The sequence below is a fragment of the Streptomyces sp. NPDC048424 genome (genome assembly GCF_040651555.1).
Classification (GTDB): Bacteria; Actinomycetota; Actinomycetes; order Streptomycetales; family Streptomycetaceae; genus Streptomyces.
Map to the genome: position 1 here is coordinate 191,613 of NZ_JBEZKE010000013.1, position 15,392 is coordinate 207,004.

Below are 15,392 nucleotides of genomic sequence, written 5' to 3' on the forward strand. Positions count from 1 at the left end.
GCCCGGCCGATGCGGGTCAGCCCGCCTTCAGGACCTGCGCGACGATCGGACCCGCCGCATCGCCGCCGTGGCCGCCGCCCTCGACCATCGCGGCCGCGGCCACGTCGCCGCTGTAGCCCGTGAACCAGCTGTCCGGGTTGCCGGCGCCGTCGACCTCCGCCGAGCCCGTCTTCGCGCCCTTGTCGCCGCCGACCGACCGCATGACCTTCTCGGCGGTGCCGGCGGTCGCCGTCTGCCGCATCATCGAGACCAGCTGCTGCTGCACCGAGGGCTTCATCCGCCGCTCCGCCGTCGCGATCTTCCGGCCGTCCAGCTCCGGCGAGACCAGCAGCGGCTGGCGGAACACGCCGGTGCGCGCGGTCGCGGTGACGGACGCGATGTTCAGCGGGTTCATGGTGATCTTGCCCTGCCCGATGTAACCGGCGGCTTCCTCCGCGCCCGTCGCCGTCGGGACCGTGCCGTCGACGGACTGGATGCCCGTCTTCCAGTCCAGGTCGATGCCGAAGACCTGGTTGGCCTCCTTCGAGAGCGCGGCGTCGTCGCGCACCTGCGCGACCGGCTTGATGAAGGCCGTGTTGCAGGACTTGGCGAAGCTCGTCGCGAAGTTCGCGCCCGGCAGGTCGAAGTTGTCCAGGTTGTGGAAGGTGCGGCCGCCCCAGACCACGTCCTTCGTGCACTGCGCCGGCTTGTCGGCCGCGACCAGCCCGCGGTCGATCAGCATGGCCGCCGTCACGATCTTCATCGTGGAGCCGGGAGCCCTGGCACCCCGCATCGCCGCGTTGAAGCCGTCGGTGCGGTGGTTGGCGACGGCCAGGATGTGCCCGTTGCTCGGCTGGACGGCGACCACCGAGGCCTCCGGGTACTTGGCCACCGCCTGCTCGGCCGCCGCCTGCACCTTCGCGTCCAGGTACGTCTTGAGGGTGCTCGGCTCGCCCTCGACCAGGGTCAGCAGGGTCCGCTTGGGGGACTCCTTGAGGGCCGGCTCGATCCACACCTCCGCGCCCGCCCTGCCGCCCGTCTTGGCGCCGTAGTTCTGGCGCAGCTCGTCGAGGATCTGCCGCAGGGAGGGGTACTTCTCCGGGGTCAGCTCCTCGCCGTTGCGGTCGACGGCCTTGACCGGCGGGTTCGCGGCCGCGCCCGCGCGCAGCTTCTCGTCCTTCTGGAGCTGCGGGTGGATCACCGACGGCTGCCAGTCGACCAGCGGCTTCCCACTGGTCAGCCCGCGCACCACCGTCAGCTGGGAGTCGTAGGCGAGCGGCTTGGTGGTGCCCTCGTACGTGATCTCGGCCTCGACCTTGAAGGGGACGGTGGTGCCGTTCGGCGGGCCGGGGGTGATCACGGCCTTGGAGACGTACGCCTTGGTCTTGAAGTCGCCGACGGCGGTCTGCGCGGCCGCGGCGTTGTTCGTCAGCTCGGCGGCCACCCGCTCGTCCCCGGCGGCCCACGCGGCCAGGAAGGCCTTTGCGGTCGCGGCGGTCTCCTTCGCGCCGACGGGGCCGCTGCCCTTCTCGGCCTGGACGGACGTGTCGCCGTCCTTCCCCTCGCCGCTGTCCCCGACCAGGGCGTACACCCCGTACCCGGCGCCGCCGAGCATCGCGAGGAACACCCCGCCGACGATGGCACCCTTCGCTGCCCCGTTCACTGCGTCCCCTCCCCAGGAGCCACGGCTCTCTGAACATGTTCAAAGAGCCCTTGGTGTGGACCTTACGCTGCGGAGCGGATCGTTCCGGGCGTTGTTACCGGACCGGAACATCGCGACTGCGAAGACCGTTGTACGAACTGATGACCACGAAGAGGCTCATGGCAGTGGAGGCGCTCCGCACCGGCGGACCGCCTCCCGAGCGGATCTGGTACACCTCCTACGGCTCGAACATGCACCGGGGCCGGCTGGCCTGCTACCTGGCCGGGGGCACCCCCGCGGGCGGTGCCCGCCGCCAGCCCGGATGCCGCGACCCCCGCGCGCCGGCCCGCTCGGTGGCCGTGGAACTGCCCGGAAGCCTGTACTTCGCCACCGAGTCCCTCGTGTGGACGGGCGGCCGCGGGTTCTACGACCCGACGGCGCCGGGCCGCATCCGCGGACGGGCCCACCTGGTCACCGCCCAGCAGTTCTCCGACATCGCCGCCCAGGAGATGTACCGGGAGCCCGGCGCCGGCGCGGACGTCTACCTCACGCACGTGCTGCGCACCGGACGCGACGAGCTGGGACCCGGCCGGTACGAGACGCTGATCTGCGCCGGCGCCCTGGACGGCATCCCGGTGCTGACCTTCACCGCGCCCTGGGCGATGCACGAGGTGGAGTGGGTCAGCCCGGCCGCCGCGTACGTCACGCACCTGGCGGCCGGACTGCTGGAGTCCGGGGCCTGGAACGCCCGCTCCGTCGCCGACTACCTCGCCCGGTGCCCCGGCGCGGCCGGCCACTGGAGCGCGGACCGGATCGCGGCCCTCCTGACCTGAAGTGCGCGCCCCGGGGCCGTGCTCTAGCGTCGAAAGGGCGAGGGTGACCGCCGCGACGAGTACGGTCGCCCCTGCGCGTGCCCGCTCCGCGCCGCCGCCCCCGCCCGTGGTCCGGCGCACCCGCCGATCGCGCGACCGACCGAGAGAGCAGGTGCAGCGCATGCGTCCGTCCGCCCGTATCCCCGGCATCCTCGCCGGCCTCGTCCTCGCCGTCGGCGGCGCCGTCTTCACCGCCCCGGCCGCCCACGCGGACATGAAGGCCTGCGAGCAGTCCCTCGCGAAGAAGAACGTGCAGATCACGAGTGATGTCGTGCAGGCCTGCTACGAGGGTCAGATCGGCAACCAGACCAGCTGTAGCGCCAGCCTCACCGAGGCCGGCGTCTCCAAGGAGGACGCGGCCAACGCCTGCCAGGTGGCCCCGAAGTAGCACCGACGAGCAACGACGACGGGCCCGGCGCCATCAGGTGCCGGGCCCGTCGTTTTGGCTGCTAGACCCAGGTGTCCAGCCACATGCGGCCGCGCCAGGAGTCCATGGGCAAGGTCTGGACCGTGTAGATCGGCGTCTCTGACGTTGCCAAGCGACACCTGAAATCCTTGCCGTGCGGGCTGACCAGTGGGTCTGCGCCGCGGGCGGCCGGTGACACGGTAGGAGTGGGTGATGACCGCTTCTGGTTCAGCCCGTGAGGTGCCGGCGTCGAGTGGGTGGGAGGTCCGCCTGTACTGGCGCTGGATCGCGTACAACTCGATCGCGTTCGTCATCGTCCTGAGCGTGGGTGTCGCGCTGGCACTGCTGGGCAGTGACGTGCTGCACCTGAGACTTGCCAGTGGTCACGTGCTGGTCGCCCTGGTGATCGCGACCCTGGGAGCCGTGCTGTTCGGGGGTGTCCTCGGCACGCTTCAGTGGCTGGTCGTGCGGGAGCGGGTGGCCGCCATTCCCCGCAAGGCGTGGGTGACGTCCAACATCGGCCCGGCGTTGCTGGCCTGGCTGCTGGTGATCATGCCTGCGGTGATCGGCGCCCAGAACTCGGACCAGGACGTGTCCATGGCCTATCTCCTGGCCGCCAGCCAGAGCCTGGCGCTGGGTCCCCTGCTCGGCCTGTCGCAGTCACTCGTACTGCGCAAGGTCACCAGGCGCTGGGTATGGTGGATCGGCGCCAACCTGGCCTCATGGCTCGTCGTCGACGTCGCCCTGCTCCTTTTGTCACGGCTGTCCGGTGACCTCGACGTCCTGCGGGGTGACGGATCGGTGGCCGAGGTCTATCTTTCCCTCATCGCCACCACGCCACTCACCGGCCGGGCCCTGCTGTGGGTGCTCGCCCCCTCCGCCCTGACCGTCACCGAGGACCCGTAGCCAGATCACGGCGGCGGCGCCCGAAGCAGGCGCCGCCGCCGGTGATCAGCTGGTCAGGTAGTTGTCGATGTCGCGGGCGGAGCGGTAGCCGCTCTCGATCGCCCCGTCGATGAAACCGCGCCACACGGTCGCCGAGTCGGCGCCCGCGAAGAACAGCCGGCCCTCGGTGGTGCGCAGATCCGGCAGCACCTTCGCCAGCTGCCCCGGCCTGAAGATGCACCAGGTGCCGAGCGCGAGCGGGTCGCCGGCCCAGTCCCAGCCGACGATGCTCTCCACCTCGACACCCGGCAGGAGCGGCTGCAGCGCTGTCTGCATGCCCTGGACGTCGTCAAACTGGCTCATCTGCAGCTTGTCCGGGTTGGCGGAGAACACGATCAGCCACGAGCCTTCCGAGTCGTGGGTGTAGGTGACCACGAAGTTCACCGCCTGGGCCTCGGGGGCCACGATGCTGACGTTGCCGATGTCGCCCTTGACGCGGACGAAGCACTTCCTGCCGGCACCCGCGTGCCGGTCGGCCGACGCGGTCCGCTTGATCTCGGACAGGCCGGGCTCGAACTCCACGCTGTTCAGTACGTTCATGGGCAGCGCGATCAGCGCGGTCGGCGCGCTGACGGTCTCGCCGCTCTCCAGCTCGACCCGTACACCGCCGTCGGTCTGTGTGACACGCCGCACGGGCGAGTTGAGGCGGATGTCGGCCAGGGTGGCCTGCCCGGCAATGGAGTTGATCAGCTCGCGTGTCCCCTTGACCAGCTTCGTCTGCGACAGGGAGGCCATGGTCTGCGCCGCGCTGTACCCGGCCAACGCATGGCACCGGAAGATCTCGGAGGCACCGGCCTTCTCGAGGGGACCGAACGCGACCAGGCAGCACATCCCCTCCACCCAGTCATGCAGCACCGGCTCGGCCTTGAAGGAGTCGAGCAGGTCACGCATCGACCGCCCGCCTAGGCCGTCCGGGTCCGAACTCACCGTTTCCAGGAACGGCTCCGGGAACAGGCTCATGCCCGGGGCGCAGAACTCGTCGAACGCCTCCAGCGCCCGCTCGACATCCTCGTCGGACAGGTCCACGACGCGGCCGTCGGAGACGACCGCCTGCCGCAGCCCCTCCAGCACCGGGAACGTCTCCGTCTCGACCGCGTACCGGTCGACCTCCGACCACACGTGCGGCTGCAGAGGGTGGACCCACGTGCCGCCGAACTCCATCGGATGCCCGTCGTGGTCCTTCGTGTACGTCCGACCGCCCAGACGGTCTCGCGCCTCGACCAGCACCGCCCGGCGTCCGCGCGCCGACAATTCACGCGCGGCCGTCACGCCGGCGAAACCGCCGCCTACGATCACGACATCCACTTCAGAATCTGACGTCCCCACGATCTGCTCCCTTACCTCGTCCGGCCTGACTCGCGAGCCACTATCCGGGAATGGGCGGCAGCCGATCGCGCGCCACGCTCTGCCTGAAAATCGTGTCTTCTCGGTTCATCTCCTGGGGGTACGCCGACGCAAGTATCACGCTGCGTCCAGCACCTGTTCTCAGCCCACGACGAAGAACTTCATGAACGGCGACAGGGTTCTCCAGGTGCCCGTGAATCCGGCAGGGAAGGAATAGATGCCCCCGGCAATGAGCTCGATCTTCTCGCCGTCCGGGGTCTCCAGCTCGGCCTCACCCTCGATCACGTGGAACGTGTCCGTGGCCGCCGGCTTGTAGGGGAACTCCGCACCCTCCGCGGGGCCGATCCTCCACAGCCCCGACATCTGGCCCTCCTCCGCCTTGACGAGCCAATGAATCTCCCCAGTCTCGCGGCCGTCCTCGAAATAGGGTTCCCACGACTGGGCGGTTACCGATGAGCTTGAAAAACCCGCAGAGTTAGTCATATTTCCCTCCACAGGGAGTGAGACATTTGCCCGCTAGCAATAGCGGTGTCGAAGAGCAGGTCGTTCGCTCCACGCCGGCGGCGCCTCTACCCGTAGTGGATTAACCACTGATTCGCCGGATGGATCTTCTAGTGGGTTGCGCACCCCTCCCACACCAACGTACCCACGGTCGGGGCTTTGAGCCTGACGGAGGTCTTGAGCCGTCTGTGGGCCGTCGGGGGGCAGCCCACGACGGCCAGCGACCACCACTGACAACCACGACGGGCCCGGCACCATGAGGTGCCGGGCCCGTCGTTTTGGCTGCTAGACCCAGGTGTCCAGCCACATGCGGCCGCGCCAGGAGTCCATCGGGAGCGTCTGGCCCGTGTAGATCGGCCAGAAGTAGATGAAGTTCCACACGATCAGCAGGACCAGCACCCCCGCCCCGATCGCGCCCAGGGCGCGCCGGCGCTCGGACGAGCCCGCCGGGCCCAGCAGGGCGCCGATCATCATCGCCACCGCCAGGCACAGGTACGGGACGAAGACCACCGCGTAGAAGTAGAAGATCGTCCGCTCCTGGTAGTTGAACCAGGGCAGCAGACCCGCGGCCACCGCGCACGCGATCGCACCCGCCCGCCAGTCACGGCGGAAGAACCACCGCCACAGCACGTACAGCAGCGCGAAGCAGCCCGCCCACCACAGCAGCGGGGTGCCCAGCGCCAGCACCTCGCGGGCGCACTTGCCCGCCTCGGTCGCCGGGCAGCCGTCGGTGCCGGGCGCGGGGGACTCGTAGAAATAGGAGACGGGCCGGCCCAGGACCAGCCAGCTCCACGGGTTCGACTCGTAGGTGTGTCCCGAGGTCAGCCCGACGTGGAACTTGTAGACCTCGGTCTCGTAGTGCCACAGGCTGCGCAGCCACTCCGGCAGGAACGACAGCGCGCTGTGCTGGTCGTTCTTGGCCGCCCAGTCGCGCAGATAGCCGCCCTTGCCGTTGTCCGGGCTGAAGATCCAGCCCGACCACGAGGCCACGTACGTCACGATCGCGACCGGCACCGTGGAGACGAACGCGGGCAGCGCGTCGCGCCGCATCATCGCCGCGTACGGGGCCCCCGCGCCCGCGGTGCGGCGCGCGGCCGCGTCCCACAGCACGGTCAGGACCCCGAAGAAGGCCAGAACGACGAAGCCGTTCCACTTCGTGCCCGCGGCCAGGCCCAGGCAGACCCCGGCCAGGATCCGGTACGGCCGCCAGCCCAGCCGCAGCGTCTCGGCGATCTTCATGTCGGGCCGGGTCCGGCCCTCCGGATCGACGGGCAGCGCGTCCGCGAGTCTGAGCCGGGCCCGGTCCCGGTCGATGAGCAGCGCCCCGAACGCGGCGAGCACGAAGAACATCAGCACCAGGTCCAGCAGCGCGGTGCGGCTCATCACCAGGTGCAGGCCGTCCACCGCGAGCAGTGCGCCCGCCAGACAGCCCAGGAACGTCGAACGGAAGAGGCGCCGCCCGATCCGGCACAGCATCAGCACCGACAGGGTGCCGAGCACGGCGGTCATGAACCGCCAGCCGAACGGGGTGAAGCCGAACATCCACTCGCCGAGCCCGATGACCCACTTGCCCACCGGCGGGTGCACCACGTAGCCCGGGTCCACCGGCAGCGCGACCCCGTCCGGGTTGGCGAGGATCGACGAGTCGATGTCCTTGGGCCAGCTCGCCTCGTAGCCCTGCCGGACCGTGGCCCACGCGTCCTTGGCGTAGTACGTCTCGTCGAATATCACCGCCTTCGGGCTGCCCAGGTGCACGAACCGCAGCACCCCGGCGACCAGCGCCACCAGCAGCGGCCCCGCCCACCCGACGATGCGCTGCCAGGTCCCCCACACCTCTGGCGGCAGACCGAAGGTCAGCCACAGCTGTCGGGACGGCTTGGCGTACGGGGGCACCAGCCGGGTGCGGACGTCCGCGCGCGGCGACGCGGCGGCGGCCGGCACGTAGCCGAAGCCGCGCAGCCGGCGCAGCCAGGTGGGCGGCTCTTCTTCGCGCCCCGCCGGCGAGGCGGCAGGGGCCCCCGCGGGGCTGGGCGACGGCGTCGCGGTACTGGTCACCGGCACATCGTAGGGAAGAGAACTGTGTGCGCCCCAGTGGCCGGGGCCTGACGGGGGGCGGCGGGGCGCGGGACTGAGAGGATGGGCGGGTGACAAACGACCAGCCCCGCGGTACCCAGCCCACCCCCCATGCCGCCGCGGCCGAAGGCCTGACGGGCACGCTCGTCCTCGCCGGAACCCCCATCGGCGACCTCGCCGACGCCCCGCCGCGCCTCGCGGCCGAGCTGGAACGGGCCGACGTGATCGCCGCCGAGGACACCCGGCGGCTGCGCCGGCTGACCCAGGGCCTCGGCGTCCACACCACCGGGCGCGTCCTGTCGTACTTCGAGGGCAACGAGTCGGCGCGCACCCCCGAGCTGGTCGAGGCCCTGGCCGGCGGTGCGCGCGTCCTGCTCGTGACCGACGCCGGCATGCCCTCGGTCTCCGACCCCGGCTACCGGCTGGTCGCCGCCGCCGTGGAGAAGGACATCCGGGTCACCGCCGTCCCCGGGCCGTCCGCGGTGCTCACCGCGCTCGCCCTGTCCGGGCTGCCCGTGGACCGGTTCTGCTTCGAGGGGTTCCTGCCGCGCAAGGCCGGCGAGCGCCTCGGCCGGCTGCGCGAGGTCGAGGCCGAGCGGCGCACCCTCGTCTACTTCGAGGCCCCGCACCGGCTCGACGACACCCTCGCCGCGATGGCCGAGGTCTTCGGCGCCGAGCGGCGGGCCGCGGTCTGCCGCGAGCTGACGAAGACGTACGAGGAGGTCAAGCGCGGCGGGCTCGGCGAGCTCGCGGCCTGGGCCGCCGAAGGGGTGCGCGGGGAGATCACCGTCGTCGTGGAGGGCGCCCCGGCCGCCGGACCCGGCGACGTGGACGCCGAGGAGCTGGTGCGCCGGGTGCAGGTGCGCGAGGAGGCGGGGGAGCGGCGCAAGGAGGCCATCGCGGCGGTCGCGGCCGAGGCCGGGGTACCCAAGCGCGAGGTGTTCGACGCGGTGGTCGCGGCAAAGAATGCGGCACAGAAGATGCCGTAAGTCGGTAAAGAGCTAACCTGAAAAGCAAAGCTCAGACCGGGCACCGGGCGCTTTGGGCATGGACTCGCCCAAAGACCGTCCAACACTGGACAGGGCCTGATGCGCTCCCGCCCGAAGAGGCGTCCACTGGCAGTGGCACCAGTGGAACAAGAGGAGCTGGCATGAGTGAGATCGCTGACACCCCGGTACCCGTCCCCGCCGCGGTACCCACCGCAGTCCCTGCCGCCGTCTCCCGCCCCGACGTACAGACCGTGCACGAGGCCTACTCCTTCGCCTGCATGAGGTGCGGGTACGCCTGGGAGCAGGCGTACGCCATCGAGCACCACATCGACGGCAGGGGCGAGCCGTTCATCATGTACACGGTCAACGGCGAGCGGGTGCCCTCCCCGCTGTCCAACCCGACCTGCATGAACTGCGGCGGACACGTCGTACGGATCATGCGCGCGGGCCAGGTCTCCTCGGTGCTCGGCATGATCGACCACCTCTACCACCACCGCATCGCCCCCGGGATCGCCGGACCGGTGCCGGCCGGGGCGAACGTCCCCCGGACCCCGAAGCCCCGCAAGGGCGCGCACGACTCACCCGGACCCGTCGCCGTCGACCAGGCCCAGGAGCGCCGGGGCTGGCTCTCCCGCCTGATGGGCGTCTTCCGCCGGTCATAAGATCGGCCGTATGAGCCCTTCCTCCACCTCCAAGGACGCCCTGCCCCCGCTGCCCGAACCCCTCCGGGTGGCGGTGGCCGACTCGCACACCCACCTCGACATGCAGGCGGGCACCGTCGAGGAGGGGCTCGCGAAGGCCGCCTCGGTCGGCGTGAGCACCGTCGTCCAGGTGGGCTGCGACGTGAAGGGCTCCCGGTGGGCCGCCGAGACCGCCGCCGCGTACGAGAACGTCCACGCGGCCGTCGCCCTTCACCCGAACGAAGCCCCCCGGATCGTGCTGGGGAATCCTGACGGCTGGTCGCGGCAGGGCGCCCGGGCCGGCGGCGGCGAGGGCGCGCTCGACGAGGCGCTGGCCGAGATCGAGGCGCTGGCCGCCCTCGACCACGTCAAGGCGGTCGGCGAGACCGGTCTGGACTACTTCCGCACCGGGCCGGAGGGGATGGCCGCGCAGGAGCGCTCCTTCCGCGCCCACATCGAGATCGCCAAGCGGCAGGGCAAGGCGCTGGTCATCCACGACCGCGACGCCCACGCCGACGTGCTGCGCGTCCTGCGCGAGGAGGGCGCCCCGGAACGGACCGTCTTCCACTGCTACTCCGGGGACGCCGACATGGCCCGCGAGTGCGCCGCCGCCGGGTACTACATGTCCTTCGCCGGGACCGTCACCTTCAAGAACGCCGCGCCGCTGCGCGAGGCGCTGGCCGTGGCCCCGCTGGAGCTCGTACTCGTCGAGACGGACGCGCCCTACCTGACCCCGGCGCCCTACCGCGGACGGCCCAACGCGCCGTACCTCATTCCGCTGACGGTACGGGCGATGGCCGCGGTCCGCGGCATCGACGAGGACGCGATGGCCACCGCGCTGGCCGCCAACACGGCACGCGCCTTCGCCTACTGAAACCGCCCGTCCACGAGCGATCCACCGGTGATCCACCGGCCTCCCGCCCCCTCCCGTTCGACACGCTGGGTGTCCGTCCGACTTTGGAGCGTGACGACTCCTCCGCTAGGGTGCCGTGCCCGAACCGGGGTGCCGGATCACCAGTGGAGCGAGCGTCGTGAGCGATACGCAGGGCAGTCACCGCCGTGGCGGTCCCGTCCCCGAGGTGTACGGGGCCGAGCCCCAGGTCTGGACGGCCGGTACGGGGGATCCCGGGGACACGCTCCGGGACCCCGACCCCGGGGTCCCCGCCCCCCGCCCCGGCAGCCGGCGGGCGGGGCGCCGCCGCCGGGCCGCGGACACCGCCCCCGGTCCCGGCCTCCACGGCTCCGGGACGCCGGCCGAATTCGCCGAACTGGCCGGGCTGGCCGCGCTGGAGGAGCTGGCCGAGCTCGCCGAACGGGCCAGGCTCTCCGAGGCCGACACCCTGGCCGCCCCCGGCTCGGGCCGCCGCCGGGCCGTGAGTCCGGCCGGCGCCGCCGTGGCCCCCGCCCCCGCCGCCCCGGCGGTCCCCGGGACGGGCCGGCGCGCCCGCGGCCGCGGCGTGCCCGCCGAGGCCCCGGCCGCGCCGCCCGGCACCGGCCGCCGCCGCGCCGCCCGCGGGGCCCCCGCCGCACCCGGCGGGAACTGGCGGCGGATCGTTCCGCAGGCCCTGGTCGTCGCCTTCCTCGCCGGCGGCACGACCGCGTTCGTCGCCGCCGACAAGTCCGTACGGCTCACCGTGGACGGAGTCCCGCGGAACCTGCACACCTTCGCCGACGACGTCGAGGAACTGCTCGCCGCCGAGGGCCTCGGCGTCGGGCCGCACGACCTCGTCGCCCCCGCCCCCGGCGAACCCCTCGAAGACGGCGAGGAGATCGTCGTCCGCTACGGCCGCCCCCTGCGCCTGACCCTCGACGGGCAGCAGCGCCAGGTGTGGACCACCGCCCGCACCGTCGAGGGCGCGCTGCGCCAGTTCGGCATCCGCGCCGAAGGCGCCTACCTCTCCGCCCCCCGTACCGCGCCCGTCCCGCGCGCCGGCCTCGCCCTGAGCGTCCGCACCGAACGCAGCGTCACCTTCATGGCCGACGGCCGCGAACGCACCATCCGCACCAACGCCGCCACTGTCCAGGAGGCCCTCGACCAGGCCGGCATCACCCTCCAGGGCCAGGACACCACCTCCGTACCCGCCACCGCGTTCCCGCGCGACGGCCAGACCGTGACCGTGCTCCGCATCACCGGCACCCGGGAGGTCCGCGAGGAGCGCATCCCGTTCGAGACCGAGAAGGTCAACGACCCCGACCTGTTCGCCGGCACCGAGGTCGTCGAACGCGCCGGCCGGCCCGGGGCGCGCCGGGTCACCTACACCCTCCGCACGGTCAACGGGGTCCGCCAGACTCCCCGCGCCATCGCCGACGAGGTCGTCCGCGAGCCCGTCACCCAGCTCGTCAAGGTCGGCACCAAACCGCTGCCCAGCTCCGTCGCCGGCGCCGACGGCCTCAACTGGGCGGCCCTCGCCCAGTGCGAGTCCGGCGGCCGCCCCTCCGCCACCGACGCCTCGGGAACGTACGGCGGCCTCTACCAGTTCGACGTCCGCACCTGGCAGGGCCTCGGCGGCAGCGGCCGCCCCCAGGACGCCTCGGGCACGGAACAGACCTACCGGGCCAAGAAGCTCTACGTGCAGCGGGGGGCGAGCCCCTGGCCCCACTGCGGCCGTAGGCTTTACCGGTGAGCACCGCAGAGCAGCAGCCCGAGAACCCCTCCTCCAGCACCCCCGGCACGCCCGACGCCCTCCTCGGGCCGGCCGACATCCGGGAGCTGGCCGCAGCCCTCGGCGTACGCCCGACGAAGCAGAAGGGGCAGAACTTCGTCATCGACGCCAACACGGTCCGCCGGATCGTGCGGACCGCCGAGGTCCGCCCGGACGACGTGGTCGTCGAGGTCGGCCCGGGGCTGGGCTCGCTGACGCTCGCGCTGCTGGAGGCCGCCGACCGGGTCGTCGCCGTCGAGATCGACGACATCCTGGCGGCCGCGCTGCCCGCCACCATCGAGGCCCGCATGCCGGCGAAGAAGGACCGCTTCGCGCTGGTCCACTCCGACGCGATGCTCGTGACGGAACTGCCCGGTCCGGCTCCGACCGCGCTCGTCGCGAACCTGCCGTACAACGTGGCCGTGCCCGTCCTGCTGACCATGCTCGACCGTTTCCCCACCATCGAGCGGACCCTGGTGATGGTGCAGGCGGAGGTCGCCGACCGGCTGGCCGCAGAGCCGGGCAACAAGGTCTACGGGGTCCCCTCCGTCAAAGCCAACTGGTACGCGCACGTCAAGCGCGCCGGCGCCATCGGCCGCAAGGTCTTCTGGCCCGCCCCGAACGTCGACTCCGGTCTCGTCTCGCTGGTGCGGCGCACCGAACCGATCAAGACCACCGCCACGAAGGCCGAGGTCTTCGCGGTCGTCGACGCCGCGTTCGCGCAGCGCCGCAAGACGCTGCGCGCCGCGCTGGCCGGCTGGGCCGGCTCGGCGGCGGGCGCGGAGGCCGCGCTGGTCGCCGCCGGCATCTCGCCGCAGGCGCGCGGCGAGTCCCTGACGGTCGAGGAGTTCGCCGCGATCGCCGAGCACAAGCCCGCGATGGAGAGGCCCGCACTGTGAGCGCGCGCACGACGGGTGTGACCGTACGGGTCCCCGCGAAGGTCAACGTGCAGCTGGCGGTGGGCGCGGCCCGGCCCGACGGCTTCCACGACCTGGCCAACGTCTTCCTCGCCGTCTCCCTGTTCGACGAGGTCACGGCCACCCCGGCCGACACACTGACGGTGACCTGCGAGGGCCCCGACGCCGACCAGGTCCCGCTGGACCGCACCAACCTCGCGGCACGGGCGGCCGAGATCCTCGCGGCCCGCCACGGCATCGAGCCCGCCGTCCACCTCCACATCGCGAAGAACATCCCGGTGGCGGGCGGCATGGCGGGCGGCAGCGCGGACGGCGCGGCGGCCCTGCTGGCCTGCGACACCCTGTGGGGTCTGGACACCCCGCGCGCGGAACTCCTCGACATCTGCGCGGAGCTCGGCAGCGACGTCCCCTTCAGCCTCGTCGGCGGGGCCGCGCTCGGCACGGGCCGCGGTGAGCTGCTGACCCCGGTGGCCGCGGGGGCGTTCCACTGGGTGTTCGCGGTGGCCGACGGGGGGCTGTCCACCCCGGCGGTGTTCCGCGAGTTCGACCGGCTCACCGCCGAGCGGGAGGTCCCGGCCCCCGAAGCCTCCCCGGCGCTTCTCGCGGCCCTGGCCTCGGGCGATCCGGACGCGCTGGGCGCTGCGCTGGCCAATGACCTCCAGGCTGCGGCGCTTTCCCTCCGGCCGTCCTTGGCGGACACGCTGTCGGCGGGCACCGGAGCCGGGGCGCTGGCCGCGCTGGTCTCCGGGTCGGGCCCCACGACGGCCTTCCTGGTCGCGGACCGGGAGTCGGCCGAGAAGGTGGCCGCGGCGCTGGAGGCGTCGGGCACGTGCCGTGCCACGCGTGTGGCGAGCTCGCCGGCCCCGGGCGCCACGGTCCTGCCGTCCTGACCCCGGTCTTGAAGCCCCGCCGGCGTTTGAGGCGCGGGCGCGGAGCGCCGTAAGGGGTCTGGGGCGGAGCCCCGGTACCCAGGCGGGAATTGAGTATCCGCACCCTGTCGGGAGGCGGCCCGCGCGGGCGACCGTGGTCCCATGACAGCCAGCGCACGCGACCTCGCCCTCGCCACCCCGCCCGGCCGGGACCGGTACGTCGACCTGCTGCGCGCCGCCTCGCTCGGCACCGTCATCGCCGGGCACTGGCTGATGGCCGCCGTAAGCGGCGACGGGATAGGGAACCTGCTCGCCCTCGTGCCCGGCCTCCAGGTGCTCACCTGGGGGCTGCAGGTCATGCCGGTGTTCTTCTTCGTCGGCGGGTTCTCGCACGCCCTGTCCTACCGCTCCCTGGCCCGCCGCAGCGACCCCGCGGCCTCCGTCTACGCCGCCTTCCTCCGGGCCAGGCTCCGGCGGCTGTTGCGCCCGACCCTCGTCTTCGTCCTGGTGTGGGCCGCCGCCGCGCTCGCCGTGCAGCTCGCCGGGCACGGCGGCGGCCGGCTGACCGGGGCCGCGCTGCGGATGGTCACCCAGCCGCTGTGGTTCATCGGCATCTACCTGGCGATGGTCGCCTTCACCCCGCCCCTGCTGAAGCTGCACGAGCGCCACGGCTGGACCGCCTTCGCCGCGCTGGCCGGGTCGGCCGCGCTGGTCGACGTACTGCGCTTCGCCTTCGGCGTGCCCTACGTCGAGTTCCTGAACTTCGCCCTCGTCTGGCTCGCCGTCCACCAGCTCGGCTTCCTGCGCGCCGACGGCCGGATCCGCCGGCCCGCCCTCCTCGCCGCCGCGGGTCTGGCCGGGGCCGTCCTCCTGGTGGCGTACGGCCCGTACCCGCTGTCCATGGTCGGGATGCCCGGCGAGAAGGTGTCCAACATGGCGCCGCCCACCCTCGCCCTGCTCGCGCACGGCATGTGGCTCGTCGGCGCCGTCCAGCTGCTCGCCCGGCCCGCCGCCGCCTGGCTGGACCGGCCCCGCGTCTGGCGCGGGGTGGTCGCCGCCAACGGCGTCGCCATGACCGCCTTCCTGTGGCACCTCACCGCCATGCTCGGCGTGTACGGGGCCCAGCTCGCCCTCGGCCTGGACCTGCCGGCCCCGGCCGGCGCCGCCTGGTGGGCGCAGGTCCCCGTACGGATCCTGACCGCGTCGGCGCTGACGGCCGGCTTCGTCGCGCTGTTCCGCCGCTTCGAGGCCGCCCCGGCTGCTCCCGCCGCCCCGGCCGAGTCGCGCACCGGCACGGCGGGCGGCGCCGGCGGCCTCCTCGCCGCCCTCGGCATCACCCTGTGCCTGCTCGGCATCCTGGGCCTGTCCATGACCGGACTCGGCGGTCTGCTCGACGGGCACAGCGCCACCCTGATCGCCTTCCCGGTCACCGCTCCGGTCGCCATCGGGATGGCCCTCGCGGGCGCCCTGCTCGTGGAACGGTCAGCCCCGGCGCGGAGCGTTAGGCTGGGCAGCTGATCCACACCCTCCCCC

Annotated in this window: 14 protein-coding genes; 10 read left to right on the forward strand and 4 right to left on the reverse strand. The window is 72.5% G+C overall.

Going from position 1 to position 15,392, the window contains the following annotated elements:
• Positions 1-16: 16 nt before the first annotated feature.
• The gene (locus AB0D29_RS20580; RefSeq protein WP_362855915.1) at positions 17-1,642 is read right to left on the reverse strand and encodes a penicillin-binding transpeptidase domain-containing protein; all 1,626 of its coding nucleotides are present in this window, start codon (positions 1,640-1,642) and stop codon (positions 17-19) included.
• Positions 1,643-1,782: 140 nt separating this feature from the next.
• Here AB0D29_RS20580 and AB0D29_RS20585 point away from each other — a divergent pair, with 140 nt between their 5' ends.
• The 3 genes from AB0D29_RS20585 to AB0D29_RS20595 all read left to right on the forward strand — a co-directional run bounded on the left by AB0D29_RS20585 (position 1,783) and on the right by AB0D29_RS20595 (position 3,805).
• Positions 1,783-2,454, forward strand: coding sequence for a histone deacetylase (locus AB0D29_RS20585; protein ID WP_362855916.1), 672 nt, complete (start codon positions 1,783-1,785; stop codon positions 2,452-2,454).
• A gap of 160 nt (positions 2,455-2,614) precedes the next feature.
• On the forward strand, positions 2,615-2,881 hold the full coding sequence (locus AB0D29_RS20590; protein ID WP_362855918.1) for a hypothetical protein: 267 nt from the start codon (positions 2,615-2,617) through the stop codon (positions 2,879-2,881).
• A gap of 231 nt (positions 2,882-3,112) precedes the next feature.
• Positions 3,113-3,805 (forward strand): hypothetical protein, encoded by a 693-nt coding sequence (locus tag AB0D29_RS20595; RefSeq protein ID WP_362855919.1) that lies wholly within the window; start codon positions 3,113-3,115, stop codon positions 3,803-3,805.
• A gap of 45 nt (positions 3,806-3,850) precedes the next feature.
• Here AB0D29_RS20595 and AB0D29_RS20600 read toward each other — a convergent pair whose 3' ends face one another.
• From AB0D29_RS20600 to AB0D29_RS20610, 3 genes are all read right to left on the reverse strand, one after another.
• On the reverse strand, positions 3,851-5,140 hold the full coding sequence (locus AB0D29_RS20600) for an NAD(P)/FAD-dependent oxidoreductase (RefSeq protein ID WP_362855920.1): 1,290 nt from the start codon (positions 5,138-5,140) through the stop codon (positions 3,851-3,853).
• Between the two features lie 189 nt (positions 5,141-5,329).
• Positions 5,330-5,551, reverse strand: a complete 222-nt coding sequence (locus tag AB0D29_RS20605) for a cupin domain-containing protein (RefSeq protein WP_362855921.1) — start codon at positions 5,549-5,551, stop codon at positions 5,330-5,332.
• Positions 5,552-5,974: 423 nt separating this feature from the next.
• Entirely contained in the window at positions 5,975-7,657 is a 1,683-nt protein-coding gene (locus AB0D29_RS20610) for a phospholipid carrier-dependent glycosyltransferase (RefSeq protein WP_362855985.1), read from the reverse strand.
• A gap of 236 nt (positions 7,658-7,893) precedes the next feature.
• On the opposite strand from AB0D29_RS20610, the gene rsmI reads away from it, so the two are divergent.
• The 7 genes from rsmI (at position 7,894) to AB0D29_RS20645 (ending at position 15,377) form a co-directional block, all read left to right on the forward strand.
• The gene (gene rsmI / locus AB0D29_RS20615; protein ID WP_362855987.1) at positions 7,894-8,751 is read left to right on the forward strand and encodes a 16S rRNA (cytidine(1402)-2'-O)-methyltransferase; all 858 of its coding nucleotides are present in this window, start codon (positions 7,894-7,896) and stop codon (positions 8,749-8,751) included.
• 278 nt (positions 8,752-9,029) lie between these two features.
• Positions 9,030-9,413 carry a hypothetical protein gene (locus tag AB0D29_RS20620; protein WP_362855989.1) on the forward strand — a complete coding sequence of 128 codons (384 nt, stop codon included), beginning with the start codon at positions 9,030-9,032 and terminating at the stop codon, positions 9,411-9,413.
• Between the two features lie 10 nt (positions 9,414-9,423).
• Positions 9,424-10,305: a TatD family hydrolase gene (locus AB0D29_RS20625; RefSeq protein ID WP_362855922.1), complete on the forward strand. Its 882-nt coding sequence runs from the start codon at positions 9,424-9,426 to the stop codon at positions 10,303-10,305.
• A gap of 157 nt (positions 10,306-10,462) precedes the next feature.
• Complete coding sequence (locus AB0D29_RS20630; RefSeq protein WP_362855923.1) at positions 10,463-12,055, forward strand: ubiquitin-like domain-containing protein; 1,593 nt, start codon at positions 10,463-10,465, stop codon at positions 12,053-12,055.
• The gene (gene rsmA / locus AB0D29_RS20635; RefSeq protein WP_362855924.1) at positions 12,052-12,972 is read left to right on the forward strand and encodes a 16S rRNA (adenine(1518)-N(6)/adenine(1519)-N(6))-dimethyltransferase RsmA; all 921 of its coding nucleotides are present in this window, start codon (positions 12,052-12,054) and stop codon (positions 12,970-12,972) included. Before AB0D29_RS20630 ends, rsmA begins: the two co-directional genes overlap by 4 nt.
• The gene (locus AB0D29_RS20640; RefSeq protein ID WP_362855926.1) at positions 12,969-13,880 is read left to right on the forward strand and encodes a 4-(cytidine 5'-diphospho)-2-C-methyl-D-erythritol kinase; all 912 of its coding nucleotides are present in this window, start codon (positions 12,969-12,971) and stop codon (positions 13,878-13,880) included. Before rsmA ends, AB0D29_RS20640 begins: the two co-directional genes overlap by 4 nt.
• Positions 13,881-14,021: 141 nt before the next feature.
• A complete protein-coding gene (locus tag AB0D29_RS20645) occupies positions 14,022-15,377 on the forward strand; it encodes an acyltransferase family protein (protein ID WP_362855928.1) in 1,356 nt (451 codons plus the stop codon).
• Positions 15,378-15,392: the final 15 nt, after the last annotated feature.

What these genes read in the sequence shown, in the direction of transcription:
- AB0D29_RS20595 (WP_362855919.1), top strand. Translation starts at nt 3,113, where the DNA reads ATGACCGCTTCTGGTTCAGCCCGTGAGGTGCCGGCGTCGAGTGGGTGG.
- AB0D29_RS20625 (WP_362855922.1), top strand. Translation starts at nt 9,424, where the DNA reads ATGAGCCCTTCCTCCACCTCCAAGGACGCCCTGCCCCCGCTGCCCGAA.
- AB0D29_RS20605 (WP_362855921.1), bottom strand. Translation starts at nt 5,551, where the DNA reads ATGTCGGGGCTGTGGAGGATCGGCCCCGCGGAGGGTGCGGAGTTCCCC.
- AB0D29_RS20620 (WP_362855989.1), top strand. Translation starts at nt 9,030, where the DNA reads ATGAGGTGCGGGTACGCCTGGGAGCAGGCGTACGCCATCGAGCACCAC.
- AB0D29_RS20585 (WP_362855916.1), top strand. Translation starts at nt 1,783, where the DNA reads ATGACCACGAAGAGGCTCATGGCAGTGGAGGCGCTCCGCACCGGCGGA.
- AB0D29_RS20645 (WP_362855928.1), top strand. Translation starts at nt 14,022, where the DNA reads ATGACAGCCAGCGCACGCGACCTCGCCCTCGCCACCCCGCCCGGCCGG.
- AB0D29_RS20590 (WP_362855918.1), top strand. Translation starts at nt 2,615, where the DNA reads ATGCGTCCGTCCGCCCGTATCCCCGGCATCCTCGCCGGCCTCGTCCTC.